General features: G+C 66.7%; 17 protein-coding genes. 11 read left to right on the top strand and 6 right to left on the bottom strand.

The features are described 5' to 3' along the window. Positions 1–180: 180 nt before the first annotated feature. Positions 181–1,491 (top strand): 3-phosphoshikimate 1-carboxyvinyltransferase, encoded by a 1,311-nt coding sequence (gene aroA / locus ACFU4Z_RS20980; protein ID WP_379065371.1) that lies wholly within the window; start codon positions 181–183, stop codon positions 1,489–1,491. Further along, the gene (rsgA, locus tag ACFU4Z_RS20975) at positions 1,440–2,492 is read left to right on the top strand and encodes a ribosome small subunit-dependent GTPase A (RefSeq protein WP_379065369.1); all 1,053 of its coding nucleotides are present in this window, start codon (positions 1,440–1,442) and stop codon (positions 2,490–2,492) included. The genes aroA and rsgA overlap by 52 nt, the downstream gene beginning before the upstream one ends. 2 nt (positions 2,493–2,494) lie before the next feature. Here the strand turns inward: rsgA and ACFU4Z_RS20970 are convergent, their stop codons facing one another. From ACFU4Z_RS20970 to secA, 4 genes are all read right to left on the bottom strand, one after another. Beyond that, a complete protein-coding gene (locus ACFU4Z_RS20970) occupies positions 2,495–3,370 on the bottom strand; it encodes a TIGR03560 family F420-dependent LLM class oxidoreductase (RefSeq protein WP_379065366.1) in 876 nt (291 codons plus the stop codon). A gap of 11 nt (positions 3,371–3,381) precedes the next feature. Further along, positions 3,382–3,777 (bottom strand): nuclear transport factor 2 family protein, encoded by a 396-nt coding sequence (locus ACFU4Z_RS20965; protein ID WP_379065364.1) that lies wholly within the window; start codon positions 3,775–3,777, stop codon positions 3,382–3,384. A gap of 475 nt (positions 3,778–4,252) precedes the next feature. After that, a complete protein-coding gene (locus ACFU4Z_RS20960; RefSeq protein ID WP_379065362.1) occupies positions 4,253–4,630 on the bottom strand; it encodes a nuclear transport factor 2 family protein in 378 nt (125 codons plus the stop codon). 108 nt (positions 4,631–4,738) lie between these two features. Next, positions 4,739–7,567: a preprotein translocase subunit SecA gene (secA, locus tag ACFU4Z_RS20955; RefSeq protein ID WP_379065360.1), complete on the bottom strand. Its 2,829-nt coding sequence runs from the start codon at positions 7,565–7,567 to the stop codon at positions 4,739–4,741. A 688-nt stretch (positions 7,568–8,255) separates the two neighbouring features. Here secA and ACFU4Z_RS20950 point away from each other — a divergent pair. The 6 genes from ACFU4Z_RS20950 (at position 8,256) to bluB (ending at position 15,287) form a co-directional block, all read left to right on the top strand. Beyond that, the gene (locus ACFU4Z_RS20950; RefSeq protein WP_379065358.1) at positions 8,256–9,677 is read left to right on the top strand and encodes a wax ester/triacylglycerol synthase family O-acyltransferase; all 1,422 of its coding nucleotides are present in this window, start codon (positions 8,256–8,258) and stop codon (positions 9,675–9,677) included. A 40-nt stretch (positions 9,678–9,717) separates the two neighbouring features. Further along, positions 9,718–10,269: a DUF6912 family protein gene (locus tag ACFU4Z_RS20945; protein WP_379065434.1), complete on the top strand. Its 552-nt coding sequence runs from the start codon at positions 9,718–9,720 to the stop codon at positions 10,267–10,269. 137 nt (positions 10,270–10,406) lie between these two features. Next, positions 10,407–11,564: a ferredoxin reductase gene (locus ACFU4Z_RS20940; protein WP_379065356.1), complete on the top strand. Its 1,158-nt coding sequence runs from the start codon at positions 10,407–10,409 to the stop codon at positions 11,562–11,564. An 80-nt stretch (positions 11,565–11,644) separates the two neighbouring features. Then, the gene (locus ACFU4Z_RS20935) at positions 11,645–13,057 is read left to right on the top strand and encodes a fatty acid desaturase family protein (protein WP_379065354.1); all 1,413 of its coding nucleotides are present in this window, start codon (positions 11,645–11,647) and stop codon (positions 13,055–13,057) included. 99 nt (positions 13,058–13,156) lie between these two features. Continuing rightward, positions 13,157–14,404, top strand: coding sequence for a fatty acid desaturase family protein (locus ACFU4Z_RS20930; RefSeq protein WP_379065352.1), 1,248 nt, complete (start codon positions 13,157–13,159; stop codon positions 14,402–14,404). Between the two features lie 247 nt (positions 14,405–14,651). Next, the gene (gene bluB, locus ACFU4Z_RS20925) at positions 14,652–15,287 is read left to right on the top strand and encodes a 5,6-dimethylbenzimidazole synthase (protein ID WP_379065350.1); all 636 of its coding nucleotides are present in this window, start codon (positions 14,652–14,654) and stop codon (positions 15,285–15,287) included. 9 nt (positions 15,288–15,296) lie between these two features. Here the strand turns inward: bluB and ACFU4Z_RS20920 are convergent, their stop codons facing one another. After that, positions 15,297–16,589 carry an acetyl-CoA C-acyltransferase gene (locus ACFU4Z_RS20920; RefSeq protein ID WP_379065348.1) on the bottom strand — a complete coding sequence of 431 codons (1,293 nt, stop codon included), beginning with the start codon at positions 16,587–16,589 and terminating at the stop codon, positions 15,297–15,299. Positions 16,590–16,913: 324 nt separating this feature from the next. Between ACFU4Z_RS20920 and ACFU4Z_RS20915 the strand changes: the two genes are divergently transcribed. Genes ACFU4Z_RS20915 through ACFU4Z_RS20905 form a run of 3 tightly spaced genes read left to right on the top strand, consistent with a single transcriptional unit; the run spans position 16,914 to position 18,629 of the window. Next, on the top strand, positions 16,914–17,618 hold the full coding sequence (locus ACFU4Z_RS20915) for a helix-turn-helix domain-containing protein (protein WP_379065346.1): 705 nt from the start codon (positions 16,914–16,916) through the stop codon (positions 17,616–17,618). Positions 17,619–17,629: 11 nt separating this feature from the next. Beyond that, positions 17,630–18,061 carry a hypothetical protein gene (locus ACFU4Z_RS20910; RefSeq protein ID WP_379065344.1) on the top strand — a complete coding sequence of 144 codons (432 nt, stop codon included), beginning with the start codon at positions 17,630–17,632 and terminating at the stop codon, positions 18,059–18,061. Positions 18,062–18,119: 58 nt separating this feature from the next. Continuing rightward, complete coding sequence (locus ACFU4Z_RS20905; protein WP_379065342.1) at positions 18,120–18,629, top strand: hypothetical protein; 510 nt, start codon at positions 18,120–18,122, stop codon at positions 18,627–18,629. A 74-nt stretch (positions 18,630–18,703) separates the two neighbouring features. Here ACFU4Z_RS20905 and hpf read toward each other — a convergent pair whose 3' ends face one another. After that, entirely contained in the window at positions 18,704–19,411 is a 708-nt protein-coding gene (gene hpf / locus ACFU4Z_RS20900) for a ribosome hibernation-promoting factor, HPF/YfiA family (RefSeq protein ID WP_379065432.1), read from the bottom strand. Positions 19,412–19,439 lie beyond the last annotated feature (28 nt).

Below are 19,439 nucleotides of genomic sequence, written 5' to 3'. Positions count from 1 at the left end.
AGCGAGACCCAGCACTAGAGTTCGCGGCCCGTCTCGCTTCCGAGCCGTCGAAGCGCACGCGACGAAGTCGCAAGTCTCGACGGCTCGGAAGCGAGACCAAGGGGGCCGCGAACACGTAGCGCCGCAGGCGCTGCCAAAAAACACAGCTAAAACAACACCGCGCGCGTGTCCCACCGCGCTATGGGCGAAGATGGACACGTGAGTTTCTGGCCAGCGCCCCATGTCGATGTCCCCGTGCACGCGACCGTGACCTTGCCCGGATCTAAATCCATCACCAACCGGGCCTTGATCCTGGCCGCCCTTGCCGATGGCCCTTCGACGATCTCGGGCGCGCTGCGCAGTCGCGATACCAATCTGATGATCGGTGCGTTGCGCGCCATGGGCGTTGGCATCGAGGGTGAGGGCGACACGCTCACCGTCACGCCTGCTCCGCTGGGCGGCGGCGCCGTCGACTGTGGGCTGGCGGGCACCGTGATGCGGTTCCTGCCGCCGGTGGCGGCGCTGGCGAGCGGCGATGTGGCGTTCGACGGCGATGAGCAGGCGCGGGCCAGGCCGCTCGGCACCATCTTGGACGCACTGCGCAGGCTCGGCGCCGATATCGATGGCAGTGCGATGCCGTTCATCGTGCACGGAAAGGGCGCGTTGCGCGGTGGCAAGGTCACCATCGACGCGTCGGGGTCCTCCCAGTTCGTGTCGGGACTGCTGTTGTCGGCAGCCCGGTTCGACGAGGGTGTGATCGTGCACCACGACGGCAAGGCGCTGCCCTCGATGCCGCATATCGAGATGACCGTGGAGATGCTGCGGCGAGCCGACGTCGCCGTCGAGGCTCCCGCGGATAGCCGCAAGGCCCAGACCTGGACTGTCGCGCCAGGGCCGATTCGCGCGGTGGATTGGGATATCGAGCCCGATCTGTCCAATGCCACACCGTTCCTGGCCGCCGCCGCGATCACCGGCGGTGAGGTGCGCATTCCGCATTGGCCGCGGATCACCACCCAGCCCGGCGACGTGATCAGGGAAATCCTGGTGCGCATGGGCGCCGAGACGAGCCGCTTCGACGGCGTGCTCACTGTGCGCGGCCCGGAACGCTTGGCGGGCATCGACATCGACCTGCACGACGTCGGCGAGCTGACCCCCACCGTGGCAGCCCTTGCCGCACTGGCGGATTCGCCGTCCTGGCTGCGCGGTATCGCGCATCTGCGCGGCCACGAGACCGACCGCCTCGCGGCACTGTCCACCGAGATCAACCGGCTCGGCGGCAATGTCACCGAGACCGAGGACGGGCTGGAGATCATCCCGGCCCCGCTGCACGGTGGCGTCTGGCACTCCTACGCCGATCACCGAATGGCAACGGCGGGTGCGATTCTCGGACTGCGGGTGCCCGGTATCGAGATCGAGGACATCGGCACGACGGCCAAGACGCTGCCCGGTTTCGTCGAGCTGTGGGAGCGAATGCTCGATCCGACATTCTCCAACCACGGAGCGGCACACTGAGGCGTCGCGAGTACGACGAATCCGATGTCCGGGTGCGCCCGGGCAAGAGTTCTCGTCCCCGCACGAAGACCCGTCCGCAGCACAATGATGCGGAATCCGCGATGGTGGTCGCGGTGGACCGCGGCCGCTGGGGTTGTGTGCTCGACAGCGACCCGGATCGACCGATCGTCGCGATGCGAGCCCGCGAACTCGGCCGCACCCCGATCGTGGTCGGCGATCAGGTGGACGTGGTCGGTGATCTGTCCGGTAGGCCCGACACCCTCGCCCGCATCGTCCGCGTTTCCGAACGCCGCACAGTATTGCGGCGCACCGCCGATGACACCGACCCCTTCGAACGGATCGTGGTAGGCAATGCCGAACAGCTGTTCATCGTGGTCGCGCTCGCCGACCCGCCACCGCGCACCGGTTTCGTCGAGCGCGCCATGGTCGCCGCGTATGCCGGTGGGCTGCAACCCATCCTGTGTCTGACCAAACACGACCTGGCCGCCGAATCCGAGTTCGCCGCCGCTTTCGACGATCTCGACCTCACCATCGTCTACGGCGGTATCGATGATTCACTCGGCCCGATCAACGAACTACTCGACGGCAACCTCACCGCGCTCATCGGCCATTCCGGCGTCGGCAAGTCCACATTGGTGAATCGCCTTGTGCCCGACGCGGATCGGGCCGTCGGCATCGTCTCCGGCGTCGGCAAGGGCCGCCACACCTCCACCCAATCCGTCGCGCTGCCCCTGGCCGCGGGCGGCTGGGTCATCGATACCCCGGGGGTTCGTTCCTTCGGCCTGGCCCACATCACCCCCGACGACGTCATCTCCGCCTTCACCGACCTGGCGGCCGCCATCGAGGATTGCCCCCGCGGCTGCACCCACTTGGGTCCGCCCACCGACCCCGAATGCGCTCTCGACCAACTGCCGGGCAAAGAGCGCCGAGTAGCCGCGATCCGCCTGCTGCTCACCGCCTTGAACTCCAACGACTCCTGGAAACTGGACCGCGGCGAGTAGGGCTACGGCTGTGGCACGTCCGCAGCGCCCGCGGCGACGACGTGCACCGCCTCGACGGTCCACGGGACGTTGCGGGTGATCACCACAATGTGCCCGGCACCGCGTTCCGCAAGGTCGGCGCATCGGTGCGTGAATTCCGCGGCCGACTCCCCCGGCGCCAGAGCCGTGGTGACCGTCTTCTCGATGTCGCCGTACGGCCTGCCGGTCTCGGCGCAGTGCTCGGCGAGCACGGCGAGCTTGTGCCGCAGCGTTTTTCCGCCGTCGGGGATGTCGAACAGGTTGCAAGCATCGGCGTATCGCGCGACCAACCGGAGCGTCCGACGCTCCCCCGCACCGCCGACGAGAATGGGCGGGTGCGGGCGGCAGAGGGTGTTCGGGCTGTTCACCGGATGCTCCAGCCGGTAATGGACGCCTTCGAACGGCGAAGTGTCACCTGCCCACATGTGACGCGCCAGCCGCAGCGTCTCCTCCAAACGCTCGAAGCGTTCGGATGCCGACGGCAACGACAACCCCATCGCGAGTGCTTCATCCTGTTGGTAGCCTGCGCCGATACCGAACCAGGCCCGACCGCCGGTCAGCACATCGAGTGAGCTGATCGCCTTGATCGTCACGCTCGGCGGGCGGAAGTGCACCGCCGTGACCATGGTGCCCAGGCGCACCCGTTCCGTGTGTGCCGCAAGGAATCCCAGCGTGGTGCATGCCTCGAGCATGGCGTCGCCGATCGCGCTCATCGGATCGGCGGGAAGCAGATGGTCGGGCATCCAGAGGGTATCGATGCCCGACTCATCCGCGACCCGCGCGATGCGCGTCAGATAGTCGCGCAGCTCCTGCGGGCCGCCCGGCACGGTGAAATTCGTCATGCTGATGCTGACCCGCATCGCGGTGCTCCTCAGCTCGCGGGCGGCTGGAATGGCATCGCGCCGATCGGGGAGAGATGTATTCCGGCCAGCGCCCACCGCACGCCGTCGCGGGTGAAAATGTGGGTGGCGCGGAACGAGCCGTCGGCCGACGTGCCCTGGAACTCGGCCTCCTGGGTGTGCACACCGACGGCGATGGCGGCGTTGCCGTACTCGCGCACGGTCACGTCATGCCAGGTCAGCGTCTTGGTGACCAGTCCACCCGTGCGGTGGCGCGCCAACCATTGCTGCTTGTCCAGCACGAAGCCGAGTGGTCCTACCAACGTGAAATCGTCGGTCGTCATGAGGTCGAGTTCGGCGGTATCCGCGCGCTGTTCGGCGGCGGCCCAGCGCGCGCCCAGTTCCAGGATGTCATCGGTGATTGTCATGATTGCCGCTCCATTAGCCCAATAAATTACTGTTACTGTAAAAATACAGTGGCTGTATGTCAAGGGCCATCTCGACTCGGCGACCGAACTCGAATTGCGAGCACGCAAGCAACCCCAGGCCAGGCAGCAGATCATCGATACGGCCGCGGCGCGGTTCGCCGAACACGGCTTCGACGTCGGCGCCGTGCCCGAAAGCGCCCGCACCGCAAACATTTCCGAGAAGCGTGGTCAGCTACTTCGACGCAAGGAAGTCTCGGTCTGCAACGGACGCGACAGGAGGGACCGGCTTGAAACGAAAGTGACGACCACGGGTCCAGTGCGCACCCTCGGGCTGCCCACGAGTGCGGGCGCCCGGTCAGCAGAAAGTAGACCCGAGGTATTCGGCCAGGTCGTCGACCGAGGCGGCATGCCGAACGAAGCCGAGGTACCCATCGGGTCGGACAACGTAGACATCGCCACCCGCGGCGCGGTCCGTCTAGTGCCAGTCGGGCTGCCCCGGCGCGAACGGCCACTCCTCGAACCAGGCGCAACGCCCGTCCGGATCGAACCGCAACACCCACAAATCGCGCCACCGCGACGGCTGATCCCTGGCGTACTCGACCGCGACCCGGACGACGGCGGTGGACCCGTCCACCGCGACGATCTCCGACCGCATGGTGAACGCCTCATCGGGTCCGTCCCGCCCTGCCTCCCACAACGCTTCCAGCGCGACCACACCGACCACCGGCTCCGACCACGGTGACACCAGATACCCGATATCGGCGGCGAACAGCTCCCCCAGCGCCTGCGTCCCCGGCGTCCGCCAGGCCCGTTCGTAGCCGGCGATCCATACCTCGACAGCCGTGCGATCCATACCTCGAACCTAGCGGTGCACCCCTCGCCCTCGCGGGATCGAGACGAGAAAGCGCCCATGGACTCGGAGTCCATGGGCGCCTTCGCTGTTCATTTCCGATCGCGGCCGTCAGTGCCTGCGGCGAGTCTTCGGGGCGCGCTTCGGCTTCGCCTGGCCGCGGGCCGCCTCGCGGCGTTCGCGGCGGGTGGTGCCGTCGCCGTACTCCTCGGCGTCGTCGTGCACCTGGGCGCGCCCGTCCTCGGCAGGGCCCGAGTAGTGGAAGCCGCGAGAGCCGGAATCGTCGATGCCCTTGGCCCGCAACGCGGCCGGTGCACCGCTGGCGACCGGCGCCTGCTGGGTGGGCAGCGGACGGGGAGCCGACATGGCCCCGACCGGCGAGCGCAGACCGGTATCCACCGAAACACCTTCCGGCTGCGGCTGCTGGACCTCGACCTGCAGGTTGAACAGGAAGCCGACCGACTCCTCCTTCAAGCCCTCCAGCATCGCGGAGAACATGTCGAAGCCCTCGCGCTGGTACTCGACGAGCGGGTCGCGCTGCGCCATCGCGCGCAGGCCGATGCCCTCCTTGAGGTAGTCCATCTCGTAGAGATGCTCGCGCCACTTGCGGTCCAGCACCGAAAGCAGCACCTGGCGTTCGAGATTGCGCATGCTGCCTTCGCCTGCGAGACCGTCGATCTCCTGCTCGCGCTTCTCGTACGCGTCATGCGCGTCGTCGAGCAGTGCGTCGGCCAGCTCCTCATCGGTCAGGTCACCCGCCTCGCCGACCGAGGTCTCGCCGGTCAGCTCCTTGACGTCGAGGCTCACCGGGTACAGCGTCTTCAACGCCGCCCACAGCTTGTCCAGATCCCAGTCCTCCACGTAGCCCTCGGCGGTGGCGCCGTCGACATATGCACTGATCACGTCGGTGATCATGCTCTGGACCTGGCCCTCCATGTCCTCGCCGCGCAGGATCCTGTTGCGCTCGCCGTAGATGATGGTGCGCTGCTGGTTCATCACCTCGTCGTACTTGAGCACGTTCTTGCGGATCTCGAAGTTCTGCTGCTCGACCTGGGTCTGCGCACTCTTGATGGCCTTGGAGACCATCTTCGCCTCGATCGGCACATCATCGGGCAGGTTCAGCCGGGTCATGATGGCTTCCAGCGCCGCGCCGTTGAAGCGGCGCATCAGCTCGTCACCCAGCGACAGGTAGAAGCGGGACTCGCCGGGGTCGCCCTGGCGGCCCGAACGGCCACGCAGCTGATTGTCGATACGACGCGATTCGTGCCGCTCGGTGCCGAGCACGTACAGCCCGCCTGCGTCGCGCACGGTCTCGGCGTCCTCGGAGGTCGTCGCCTTGACCTGCTCCAGTGTGGGCAGCCACGCGGCCTGGTACTCGTCCGGCGTCTCGACCGGGTCGAGGCCCTCTTTGCGCAGGATGATGTCGGTGATGATGTCCGGGTTGCCGCCGAGCACGACGTCGGTGCCACGACCGGCCATATTGGTCGCCACGGTCACCGCGCCGGGCCGGCCGGCCTCGGCGATGATCTCGGCTTCCTTCTCGTGGAACTTCGCATTCAGCACGTTGTGCGGGATGCCGCGCTTGGTGAACTGCTTGGACAGGTACTCCGAGCGTTCGACGCTGGTGGTACCGATCAGCACCGGCTGGCCCTGTTCGTGCCGCTCGGTGACGTCGTCGACGACGGCGGCGAACTTGGCCTCTTCGGTCTTGTAGATCAGGTCGGACTGGTCCGCCCGGACCATCGGCTTGTTCGTCGGGATCGGCACCACACCGAGGGCGTAGATCGAGTGCAGCTCGGCCGCCTCGGTTTCCGCGGTGCCGGTCATGCCGGAGAGCTTGTCGTAGAGGCGGAAGTAGTTCTGCAGCGTGATCGTGGCCAGCGTCTGATTCTCCGGCTGGATCTCGACGCCTTCCTTGGCCTCGATCGCCTGGTGCATGCCCTCGTTGTAGCGGCGGCCGACCAGGATGCGTCCGGTGAACTCGTCGACGATGATCACCTCGCCGTCGCGGACGATGTAGTCCTTGTCGCGCGCGTAGAGCTCCTTGGCCTTGATGGCGTTGTTCACGTAACTGACCAGCGGCGAGTTGGCGGCCTCGTAGAGGTTGTCGATGCCGAGCTGGTCCTCGATGAACTCGACGCCTGCCTCGTGCACGCCGATGGTGCGCTTCTTGATGTCGACCTCGTAGTGCAGGTCCTTCTTCAGCAGCGGCGCGATCCTGGCGAACTCGGCGTACCACTTGCTGGAGGCGTCCGCGGGACCCGAGATGATCAGCGGGGTGCGCGCCTCGTCGATGAGGATGGAGTCGACCTCGTCGACGACGGCGAAGTTGTGGCCGCGCTGCACCAGATCGTCCAGCGAGTGCGTCATGTTGTCGCGCAGGTAGTCGAAACCGAACTCGTTGTTGGTGCCGTAGGTGATGTCGGAATGGTAGGACGTGCGCCGCTGCGCGGGCGTCATACCGGACAGGATCACCCCGACCTCGAGACCGAGGAAGCGGTGCACGCGGCCCATCCACTCGGAGTCGCGCTTGGCGAGGTAGTCGTTGGTGGTGACGATGTGCACGCCCTCGCCGCTGATCGCGTTCAGGTAGGCGGGCAGCACCGAGGTGAGCGTCTTGCCCTCACCGGTCTTCATCTCGGCGATATTGCCGAGATGCAGCGCCGCGCCACCCATGATCTGCACCTTGTAGTGCTTCTGGTTCAGCACTCGCCAGGATGCCTCGCGCGCGACAGCGAACGCCTCGAGCAGCAGGTCGTCCAGCGACTCGCCGTCGGCGTAGCGTTCCCTGAACTCGTCGGTCTTGGCCTGCAGCTCGGCGTCGGTGAGCAGCTCGATCTCCGGTCCGAGCGCGAGGACCTCGTCCGCGAGATGGGCCAGCCGCTTGACCGTGCGACCCTCACCAATCCGTAGCAACCTCGTCAGTGTCAGCGCAGGCACGGGTCTCGTCAGTCCTCTGGTCGGTGTGTCATCGTGTTGTCGGCGCCGCCCGCGTCAGGCCCGTGTGCGGAGCCCAGTCGGGCCGGTGCGCACGGGCCCGTCGGGTATGACGGAATCCGCAGCACGCTTCATGGTAATGCGGCACCCATGGTAAGCGTCGACGAGCAGCGTTGTGCTGCCTCACCCCGGCCCCGCCATCTGGTCCCGCCCGTTACTTGTCACCGTACCCGCCGCGCGGCACGCCTCCCAGGGACGGTCGGGTATCACAGCTGGTCGCGCGCACAGATCCCGGCGCAGGCCCCCGAACACAGGCACAGCGAACTTTCAGCGAGTCGAATTGCCGCGGAACCTGTTCCAGTCCGGTGTCGTACCATGTAAGCGTCTATCACCCCTGCGCGCCGACCCACCCCCGGTACGGGTCTACCCGCAAGGAGACAGCGTGCGATGACGGCAGGGCAGCGCGGCTCATGCGGAGCGAACAACAGTGACGACCGTCTGCTGTGCACAACCCTTCCCCTTGTGATCGAATCGAGTTCACCGAGCTCGGATCGGCGCAGCCTGCCACAGACCCGAAGAGGGTAGAAGGGGTGTGCCGGTTTCGCTGGATATGCCACAGGGGAAGAGGCGAACCGTTGTGGAGCGAACACAATCGGCGTCGACCAAGGCATCGGAAGGAGCACCGGGCAGCGTGATCACGAGATTGTCGCCGCAGGACGCGGCGTTCTATCGGCTCGAGTCGAGTAGCAATCCGATCCATATCGGCTCTCTCGCGATCGTCCGAAACACCGACCCCGCGCACGGATCCGAGGAACCCGCACTCGACTACGACCGGCTGGTCGATCTCGTCGAGGCCAGGCTCCCGCTGGTGCCGCGCTATCGCCGCAAGGTCCGTGAGATCCCGTTCGCGCTGGGGCGGCCGGTCTGGGTGGAGGACAGCGCCTTCGACATCACCTATCACATTCGGCGGTCGGCGCTGCCCGGTCCCGGCACCGACGAGCAACTGCACGACCTGGTGGCCCGGCTCGCCTCGCGGCCGTTGGACCAGAGCAGGCCATTGTGGGAGATGTACCTGATCGAAGGCCTTTCCGACGGCAGGCGCGCGATTTTCACCAAGACGCATTCGGCGCTCGTCGACGGGGAAACCGCGCTGGAGATCGGGCACGTCATCCTCGATGCCAGCGCCTCACCACGCGCTTTCGCCGACGACGCCTGGCACGCGCCGCGCGAACCCAACGAGATGGAACTGTTCGTCGGCGCGCTGACCCATCTGGCCGCGCAGCCGCGCGAGGCGCTGGAGGTGGCCCGCCATGCGAGCGCGAGCGCCTTCGCGGTGGTCGGGGCCGCGGGCAAAGCGGTGGACTCGGTGGTGTCTGCGGTGCGCGTGGCGACCGCGGGCGCGCCGGACAGCCCGCTGAACGCCAAGACCTCCCGCAACCGCCGGTTCGATGTCGTCCAGACGGATCTGGAGGACTACCGCAAGATCCGCAAGCGCTTCGACTGCTCGATCAACGACGCCATCCTCGCGGTGGTCACCGGCGCACTGCGCAACTGGCTGCTGTCTCGCGGCGAGGCGCTCACCGAGTCGACGGTGCTGCGCGCGGTGGTGCCGATGTCGGTGTACGTCGAGGGCGTCGACGGCGACCAGCCGCACTCGGCCAGCGAGGTGTCCTCGTTCCTGATCGATCTGCCGGTCGGCGAACCGAACCCGGTGATGCGGCTGTCGCATATCTCGCACGCGACCGAGGCAACCGGCAAGCAGCGGCGCGGAGTCAGGGCGCGCACGCTGGTGCACCTGGCCGGGTTCGCTCCGGCCAGCCTGCATGCGATGAGCGTGCGGGCGGCGAGTACGTTCGCAGAGCACACGTTCAATCTGGTGATCACCAACGCGCCGGGTCCGCAGACGCCGATGTTCATCGGTGGCGCGCGGATGCTGGAGATGTATCCGGTGTCGCCGCTGCTGCGCAATCAGGCCTCGAGTATCGGGATCACGTCCTACGACGGGCGCGTCTTCTACGGGCTCAACGCCGACCGCGACGCGATGGCCGACATCGGCGTGCTGGCCGCGTCGGTGCACGAGTCCATGGAGGAGATGCTCGGTGCCTGTATCTGACCAGAACAAGCTGCGGGTCTACATTCCCGCGACGGTACCGATGCTGCGCGAACTGGTGGCGAACCGGGAATTGCGCGCCGTCAGCGGCACTGCCTTCGCGGTGACCCCCGCGCTGCGCGAGGCCTACGCCTCCGGCGACGACGACGAACTTGCCGAGGTCGCGATGGGCGAGGCCGCCCGCGCCTCACTGCGGCTGCTCGCCGCCCAACGCGAGGAGCCCGCCGAATCGGCGGACCACGATCCCGCCGACGGGGCCGACAGTGCCGACGCCGAGCAGACGGACACACACAGCCACAGCCACAGCCCGGTGTACCGGCGCGCGGTGATCGCCGCCGACGTGACCGGCGCGAAACTGCGCTCCGACCTCGACGACGCCGTGGTGCGATTGACGAGTCCCATCGGCTACGACCAGATCGCCTCAGTGCACGTCGACCTCGCCGAGGCCGAGCCCCAGGTCGCCAAGGCCGTCGATGTCGTCGACGCCGCCGACCTCGGCGACACCGATGCCGAGTTCGTGCTCGGCGACGCCGAAGACCACCAGCTCGCCTGGTACGCCGCGCAGGAACTCCCCTTCCTGCTCGAATTGCTGTGAGCGACACCCTCGTGCAAGACCCGCGCTGATAGATCGCCTATCGAACCTGCCGATCCCCGTCCGAACCTACGATGCCGTAACCTGACTGCAAGGCGGCCGTGACAGCGGACACTACGACAGGGAGACGAACGGCAGCGATGGTCTTGAAAAAAGGGGGATTCTCGGTGCGGAGTGTTCGGGAGTGGCTGGAAGCACCGGCCGCCGATGTCGCCGAGCGCGGTGGACGGCTGAACGTGTTGCGCGGCGCCGTCGCCAGGGTCACCACCCCGCTGCTGCCCGACGACTACCTGCATCTGGCCAACCCGCTGTGGTCGGCACGCGAGCTGCGCGGGCGAATCGTCGAGGTGCGCAAGGAAACCGCCGATTCGGCCACCCTGGTCATCAAGCCCGGCTGGGGGTTCGACTGGAAGTACGAGCCGGGTCAGTACATCGGCATCGGCATCCTGATCGACGGCCGCTGGCATTGGCGGTCGTACTCGCTCACCTGCCCGCCGAACTGGACCGACCCGGAACACGGCAGCAAGCGGCTGATCTCCATCGCGGTCAAGGCCATGCCGGAGGGCTTCCTGTCCAGCCACCTGGTCAGCGGCGTCGCCGCGGGCACCGTCGTGCGGCTCGCCGCGCCGCAGGGCGGCTTCGTGCTGCCCTTCCCGCCGCCGGAGAAGGTGCTCTTCCTCACCGCGGGCAGCGGCATCACACCGGTGATGTCGATGTTGCGGGCAATGGACCGTCGCGACCGGGTGACCGACGTGGTGCACGTGCACTCCGCGCGCACCGACGACGACGTGATGTTCCGCGCGGAACTGCGCGATATGCACGATCGGCACCCGAGCTTCTCCTCGCATCTGCAGCTCACCAGCGAGCAGGGCAAGTTCTCCCTCGCCGCACTGGACGAACAGTTCCCCGATTGGCGCGAGCGCCAGACCTGGGCCTGCGGCCCGGCCGCGATGCTGGACGAGATCGAGCACCACTGGCGCGATGCGAACATCGCTGATCGACTGCACGTGGAGCGCTTCGAGATCGAGCGCTCCGCGGTCGGCGAGGGCGGCACCGTCACCTTCGGGAAGACCGGCCGCAGCGCCGAGGTCGACGGTGCGACCAGTCTCCTGGAGGCGGGCGAGTCGGCCGGGGTCCAGATGCCCTTCGGCTGCCGGATGGGCATCTGTCAAACCTGCGTGGTGACAATAACTTCCGGACATACGCGCGATCTGCGCAACGGCGACGAGCGCCGCGAGGGCGACAAGGTGCAGACCTGCATCTCGGCCGCGGCGGGCGACTGCACACTCGACGTGTAGCTAACGGGCACCGCGAGCGCACCGTAGCCGGAGCAGCCGCCAGGTACCCTCGAGGTAATTCCAGCAGCGAAAGGACCCCGGTGGCCATCACCGATATCAAGACGTTCGCCCATCTCACGGCCGCGGACATCGAAACGCTGGGGCAGGAGCTCGATTCGATCCGCCGCTCGGTGGAGTTGTCGCGCGGGGAACGCGACGCGAAGTACATCCGCCGCACCATTGCCGCGCAGCGTGCGCTCGAAGTCGCAGGGCGCGCAGTGCTGTTCGGCAGCCGCAACCGTTGGGCGTGGCTCGGCGGCACCGCCTTGCTGTCGGTCGCGAAGATCATCGAGAACATGGAGCTCGGGCACAACATCAGCCATGGGCAGTGGGACTGGATGAACGATCCGGAGATCCACTCGAGCTCGTGGGAATGGGATATGACCGGGCCCTCGTCGCAGTGGCGGCGGGCGCACAACTACTCCCACCACACCTACACCAACGTGCTCGGCAAGGACGAAGACCTCGGCTTCGGCATCCTGCGGATGACCCGCGACGAGGAGTGGCGGCCGATCCACCTGGTCCAGCCGTTCGCGAACGTCCTGCTCGCCGCGACCTTCGAGTGGGGCATCGCGCTGCACGACTGGGACATCGAAAAGCAGCTGTCCGGCACACCCAAGCAACTGATGTCGGAGCCGAACAAGGAGTTCGCCCGCAAGATCACCCGCCAGGTGGCCAAGGACTTCGTGTTCTACCCCGCGCTGACCGGCCCCGCGTGGAAGAGCACGCTGAAGGCCAACGCGACGGCCAACTTCGTGCGCAACCTATGGGCCTACGCGGTGATCTTCTGCGGCCATTTCCCCGACGGCGCAGAGAAATTCACCGTCGAGCAGCTCGAGGGCGAGACCAGCGGCGAATGGTATCTGCGGCAGATGCTCGGCAGCGCCAACTTCAAGGCCGGTCCGGTCATGGCGTTCATGAGCGGCAATCTCTGCTACCAGATCGAGCACCACCTGTTCCCCGACCTACCGAGCAATCGGTACTCGGAGGTCGCTGTGCGGGTGCGCGAGCTGTGCGACAAGTACGACCTGCCCTACACCACCGGCTCGCTCGGCAAGCAGTACCTGCTCGCCTTCCGGACCATCCACAAGCTGGCGTTGCCGGACCGGTTCCTGCGGCGCACCGCCGACGATGCCCCGGAGACCTCCTCGGAGCGCAAGTTCGCGGGCATCTCCATGCCGACCATGCCCTCGATGCCGAACACCGAGCGGTGGGCCGACCGGTGGAACGAGACGCACTGGCTGCCCATCGACCCGGAGACCGGTCAGCGGCGCGGTCTGCGTTCGGCGCTGAACGAGGCCAAAGTGGTGCTGAAGGAGAAGGCGCGGCACGAGAAAGAAGTACTGCGCGAAGCCAAGGTGGCGCTGCAGGAAAAGGCCAGGCAGGAACAGGCGACGTTGCGGCGGAAAGCCGTGCGGGAGCGGGCGTTACGCCGCATTCGACGCAAGCGCTGACATAGCACGCGCCAGCCGCCTTCGCAATGGGGGATTTGCCACATCCCGAGGCGCATCCCCGTAACCTACGGTCTCGTAACTTACGGTACTGTAACCGCCATGGCGATCTCGGATGTCAAGGAATACGCACACCTCACCGAAGCCGATGTAGAAGCGCTCGGCGCGGAGTTCGACGCGATCCGCCGTGATATCGAGGCCTCGCGCGGCGTGCGCGACGCGCAGTACATCCGCAACGTCATCCGGCTGCAGCGCGCCCTCGAGATCAGCGGCCGCGCGGTGCTGTTCGCGAGCTTCCTGCCGCCGGCTTGGCTGGCCGGCGTAGCCCTGCTCGGCACCGCCAAGATCATCGAGAACATGGAGATCGGGCACAACGTCATGCACGGCCAGTGGGATTGGATGAACGATCCCGAGGTCCACTCCAGCTCGTGGGAATGGGACAACACCGGGCCGTCCAAGCACTGGAAGCAGACGCACAACTACCTGCACCACAAGTACACCAACGTGCTCGGCATGGATGACGACATCGGCTACGGGCTGCTGCGCGTCACGCGCGACCAGCGGTGGAAGCCGTTCAATATCGGCAACCCCGTGTACAACCTGCTGCTGCAGCTGTTCTTCGAATACGGCGTCGCGGTCCAGCATCTGGAGCTCGGCAAGGTGGGCCGGTACAAGGAGGGCTCACCCGAGCGGGCCGAGTTCGAGGTCAAGCGCCGCGAGGTGCTGTTGAAGATCGGCAAGCAGGCCGGCAAGGACTACCTGATGTTCCCGCTGCTGACCGGCCCCGCATTCCTCTCGACACTGACCGCGAACATCGCCGCCAATATGGTCCGCAATGTCTGGACCAACGCGGTGATCTTCTGCGGACACTTCCCCGACGGCGCCGAGAAGTTCACCAAGGCCGACATCGATGGTGAATCCAAGGGCCAGTGGTACCTGCGCCAGATGCTGGGCAGCGCCAATATCTCCGGCGGCCCCGTCATGCATTTCATGACCGGCAACCTGAGCCACCAGATCGAGCACCACCTGTTCCCGGACCTGCCGAGCAACCACTACGCCGATATCGCGGTGAAGGTGCGCGCCCTCGCCGAGAAGTACGACCTGCCCTACACCACCGGTTCGCTGCCGGTGCAGTACTTCAAGTCCTGGCGCACCATCCTGAAGCTTGCGCTGCCCAACAAGTACCTGCGCGCCACCGCCGACGATGCCCCCGAGACCGCCTCGGAGCGCAAGTTCGAGGGTGACACCCGCCCGACGATCGACCCGATCACCGGTAAGCGCCGCGGCCTGCGCACGGCGCTCACCGAGAGCCGTCGTCGTTTCACCCGCCGCGCCGTGCCCGTCGGCTGATCAGCGGCCCATATCGTCCGCCTTCGACGTACCCGCCTCGGCCGACCCGCACGCGAGTGCATGGCAGGGGCGAGACTCCAGTCGACGCGACCCGGATACTCCATCGGCTCCCCGGCCGGGCTCGAGCACTGCCTCGACCGCGGCGCTGATCGACCGACGCACCCCACATCCCGCCTGCCGCCGTCGACGAGGACCACAACCTGCGTGCCGGGTACGGGTGGCGGTTCGCTGCTGGTTGACTGGCCCTGTGTGTGCTGATCATTTGAGCGTGTACGACGCCATCCGATTGCGGCGCGATGTGCGGGCGGAGTTCACCGGAGACGTCGTCGACGATGCGACGCTGTGGCAGATTCTCGATGCCGCTCATCGGGCGCCGAGTGTCGGCAACTCACAGCCGTGGGACTTCGTGGTCGTGCGAGATCCGTTGACCCTGCGTAGGTTCGCCGACCACGTCGCGGGCAAACGGGTCGAATTCCGGGATGCGCTGCCAGCGGAGCGTGCGGCGACGTTCGAGCCGATCAAGATCGAGGGCATCATCGAGAGCGGCACCGGCATCGTGGTCACCTACGACCACCACCGCGGCGGCCCGCAGGTGCTCGGGCGGGCCACCGTCCCCGAAACCGGTGTCTACTCTGCGGTTCTGGCGATCCAGAACCTCTGGCTGGCGGCGACCGCAGAGCAGGTCGGCGTCGGCTGGGTGTCGTTCTACGACGCGGAATTCCTCACCGATCTTGTCGGCCTCCCGGACGGTATCCGTCCGGTCGCCTGGCTCTGCATCGGCCCGGTCCACGAATTCCAGCGGGTTCCCGACCTGGAACGGTTCGGCTGGCGCGCCGGTCGTCCCCTGGCGGACGCGGTGCACCAGGAGACCTACCGGAACTGAGCAGCCGGCTCAGACGCGCTCGAGCACCGCCGAGGCGCCGATGCCACCTGCGGCGCAGATGCCGAGGAGGGCGGCGCTCTTGCCGGTGCGGGCGAGCTCGTTGGCCATGGTGGTGACCATGCGGGCGCCGGTCGCGCCGAACGGGTGACCGAGGGAGACCGAGCCGCCGTGCACGTTGAGCTTGTCGATGTCGACCGCGCCGACCGCGGTGTCCCGGTCGAGCCTGGCCTTCGCCCATTCGTCGCTGTTCAGTGCGGCGAGCACCGACAGGGTCTGGGCGGCGAACGCCTCGTGGATGTCGACGAAGTCGATGTCGCCCAAGGACATTCCGGCCTTGTCCAAGGCTCGCGGCATGGAGATGGCGGGGCCGATGAGCACCTGGTCGGTCGGATCGACGCTCACGTAGCTCCAGGAACGGAACGCGGCAAGCGGCCGGTAACCGAGTGCGTGTGCCTTCTCCTCGCTCATCAGCAGCACCGCGGAAGCGCCGTCGGTGAGCGGGCTGGCATTGCCCGCGGTGACGCTGCCGTCGGCGGCGAACACCGGCTTCAGACGCGCCAGCTTCTCGACGCTGGTGTCCCCGCGCACCAACCCGTCACGCGCTACCTCGACGCCCTCCGGGGTGCGCACCCGCAGTACTTCGTCGTCGAAGCGTCCAGAGTCGATGGCGGCGGCCGCGCGGTGGTGTGAGCGCGCGGCGAATTCGTCCTGGTCGGCGCGGCTGACACCGTGGATGCGGGCCATCTTCTCCGCCGACTCCCCCATCACCTCGCCGGTGGTGCGCTCGGCGATCTTCGGCCTGCTCGGCAGCAGATCGGTGAACGGCGCGAGCTGCGCGATCGCGGACAGGTAGTCCTTCGGCTTCGGCTTGCCGAGTGCGAGCGGCGCGGCAGCGTGCACCACCTTCTGCGGCAGCTTCACCTCGGCATTACTGGTGGAATCGCTGCCGCCTGCGATCATGATGTCGTACTCGCCGCGCTCGATCGCGGCGGCAGCCGACGTCACCGCCTGTAATCCGGACGCACAGGCTCGCGTCACCGTGTACCCCTCGCACCCGGCGTCGAGCCCCAGATCCAGCGCGATCTCCCGAGCGATGTTCGGTGCAACGCTCGGCAGGATCACTCCGCCCCACACAATGGCCTCTACCTGCGCGCCCGGCAGCCCGGTCCGCTCGAGCAAGCCCCGCACCGCCGCATCCGCCAGCGCGATCGAATCCATTCGCGTGTAACCGGTGAACGCCCGCACGAACGGCGTCCGAGCACCGGAAACAATGACAGCACGGCGAGCAGCTTTGGTAGCCATGGGTTTTCCCTTCGAGAGCCTCGACCCCCTAACTTACTCCAAGGTAAGTTACCGCGCCACGCCCCCGGCTCAGCGATCCCCTCCAGTGCCGCTGAGCCGGTTCGTCGCCGGTGAGCCGGCCTGCCGCGCGCCATTGCGCAACAGGCCGGGGCGCCAGTCCCGGCGAACGCCCCTGCTCGTTCCGGAACTGACCGAAGCCGACACTCTGCAAGGCCGACGTCGTCACTCGGCGCGAAGAAACAGTAGCAATTTTCTCATGGATTTTTCAAATGTTTTCTATCAACTTGTCTTTTTGGCTACGCTGGATCTACCATGAGGCCCACTATGCAGAGCCCTTCGGAGCTGTCGCGGCAGAAGCGCTTCGGCCGAATCATCAAGGAGCGCCGGGATGAACTCGGCCTCACCCAGATGCAGATCGGTGATCTTGGAGGGCCCTCGGCGCCGACGATCAGGAAGATCGAAGACGGCGACGCGGCAATCAGCACACACACGCTCAACAAACTCGACGCGCCCCTGCGCTGGCTGCCGGGCAGTGCCGCGCGCACCTACGCGGGCGGGACCCCGGCCGCACAAGATGTCGGCGTGCACGCGCCGAAATCCGACGAATCGATCGTGTCGGGACCCGATTCGATCCGCTTCGAAATCTCGGACCTGACCGGCCTGCTCGCGGCGGCCGGCCGACTCAACGACGCCGTCGAGCGCGGCCGAACGACCGAACCCCATGTGGTCTCGGCGATTTCGGACCTCAACGCCGTCGTCTCCCGATTATCGGCGCGCTATGCGACAGCGATGCTCGAACGCAACGGCGGGCCGGGCAGGCACCTGCATCCGCTCGTCGAGATGGCGTTTGCGCATCTGCTGGAGGTGCCTGCCGAGGCCGACGATCCGACGGAGTTCGAAGAGCGCCGTTATCGCCGCTGGCTGGCAGGCCGAACCGAGGACGTGGACGCCACCACCGAGGCTCGGTTCCGGGCCCGCTGGCTGGCAGCCAACACTGGCGCGACACCGATCCGGAACGGCAGGCACTGAGGGTGAAGGACATGACCGACGACGCGGCAGCCCGAGCAAATCTCGCGCTCAGCCAGAAGATCAACCGGCTGTTCGCCACCGTGCACCCGCGCTCGGCTCCCGAACGCAGTACATCGTCGGTGGCCGAGCACGTGAGCGGCCAATTACGGCGCGAGGTGCGCGAGCGTGACATCGACAAACTGCGCCGCGGCGAATTCGACGAGGCGGCCGCCGCGGTCGATGTCACCGTGCTCACCGCGATCGCCCAGTGCTTCGGTGTGAGCGCCGACTACCTGACCACGTCGGGGCAGGCCGCGATCGCGATCGACCGGGAATTGGAGCTGCTCGCGACCATGCGCGATGCCAATGTCGCCAGCATCGCACTGCGCGGTTCCGACATCGATCCCGCTACGCTCACCGCCATCATCGAGAGCGCGGATCGACTCGGGCCACCGACTCGGTAATATCGTCTCCTACCGGGGCGGGAACCGTAGTGCCGCGGCAGGTAGGAGATCGCATCGAATGGCCGGTTTGGACAAGCGATTTCGGGAACTTTCCCGAACCGTCCCGATACCCCACCCGTGGGATCTGCCGACCTACCTGAACGCAGTCGCCGCCCATCGCGGCCGCACGATCACCCTGCTTCCCGTCGACACCCCCATCCTCTCGGGCACCGGCTGCGGCACCGGCAGCGGCCTGTGGATCGCCAAGCACGACAGCGACGTCATCGCCTACGGCGCGGACACCACCGAATGGCATGCCGAGCACATCATCGTGCACGAACTCGGGCACATGCTGCTCGGACACGGCGCCGAACCGTCACATCCCCCGACGCAGAATTACGCCGTGATCACCGACCTGCTCCCCTCGATCTCCCCGGAATCCATCGCACACGTCCTCGGTCGCAGCGATTACGAATCCACCCGCGAGCGCGACGCCGAAACCTTCGCCGACCTGGTCATGCTCCAAGCCATGCGCCCCCAGCGCCGAGAATCCTTGCTACACAAGACATTTTTCCGCGACAGACGGTGACTGACCGCGCGCGTCGCAATTCTCCGGGCATCCAACTCGCTGCGCTGAATACCCGGAGAGGCGGAGTGCGGCAACTACGCGAGCCGGATGAGGCCGTAGTCGAAGGCGTGACGACGGTAGACAACCGACGGTCGGTCGGTCTCTTTGTCCTGGAAGAGGAAGAAGTCGTGGCCGACGAGCTCCATCTCGTAGAGGGCGTCATCGACGGACATCGGCGTCGCGGCGTGGACCTTGGTGCGAACGATGTGGCCGGGGCCGGCTGCGTAGTCCATTGCCTCCGACGTCGCGGAAGCACGGCGGCCTTCACCCTCGGGATGGTCGTGCGCCGCACCGGATTCGGTGCTGGGAACGAACAGGGAATCGTCGACCAGGTCCGCGGTTGCCTGGGCAACGGACACCGGGGTCTTGTCGCCGTAGTGCACCCGGCGCCGATCCTTGGTCCGGCGCAACCGGCTCTCCAGCTTCGCGGTCACCGATTCGAGTGCGGCATAGAAGCTGTCCGCGCAGGCCTCGGCCCGGACGATCGGACCCTTGCCGCGTGCGGTGATCTCGACTCGCTGGCAGCTCTTGCGCTGTCGACGATTTCGTTCATGGAAGAGCTCTACGTCGAAGAGGAAGATCGACGGATCGAAGCGTTCGAGTCGGGAGAGTTTCTCCGCGACGTAGATTCGGAAGTGATCAGGTACCTCGACGTTGCGACCTTTCACCACGACGTCCGCGCTAGGGGTCCTAGGACGGTCCGCTGGGGGTTGCTCTGTCTGATCCTGGGTGCCGGAATCCAGCACCAGAGAATCGGCATCTTTCACTGAA

Origin of the sequence: Nocardia sp. NPDC057440 (assembly GCF_042802915.1) — a bacterium.
Classification (GTDB): domain Bacteria; phylum Actinomycetota; class Actinomycetes; order Mycobacteriales; family Mycobacteriaceae; genus Nocardia.
This window is presented reverse-complemented; position numbering and strand designations above follow the sequence as displayed.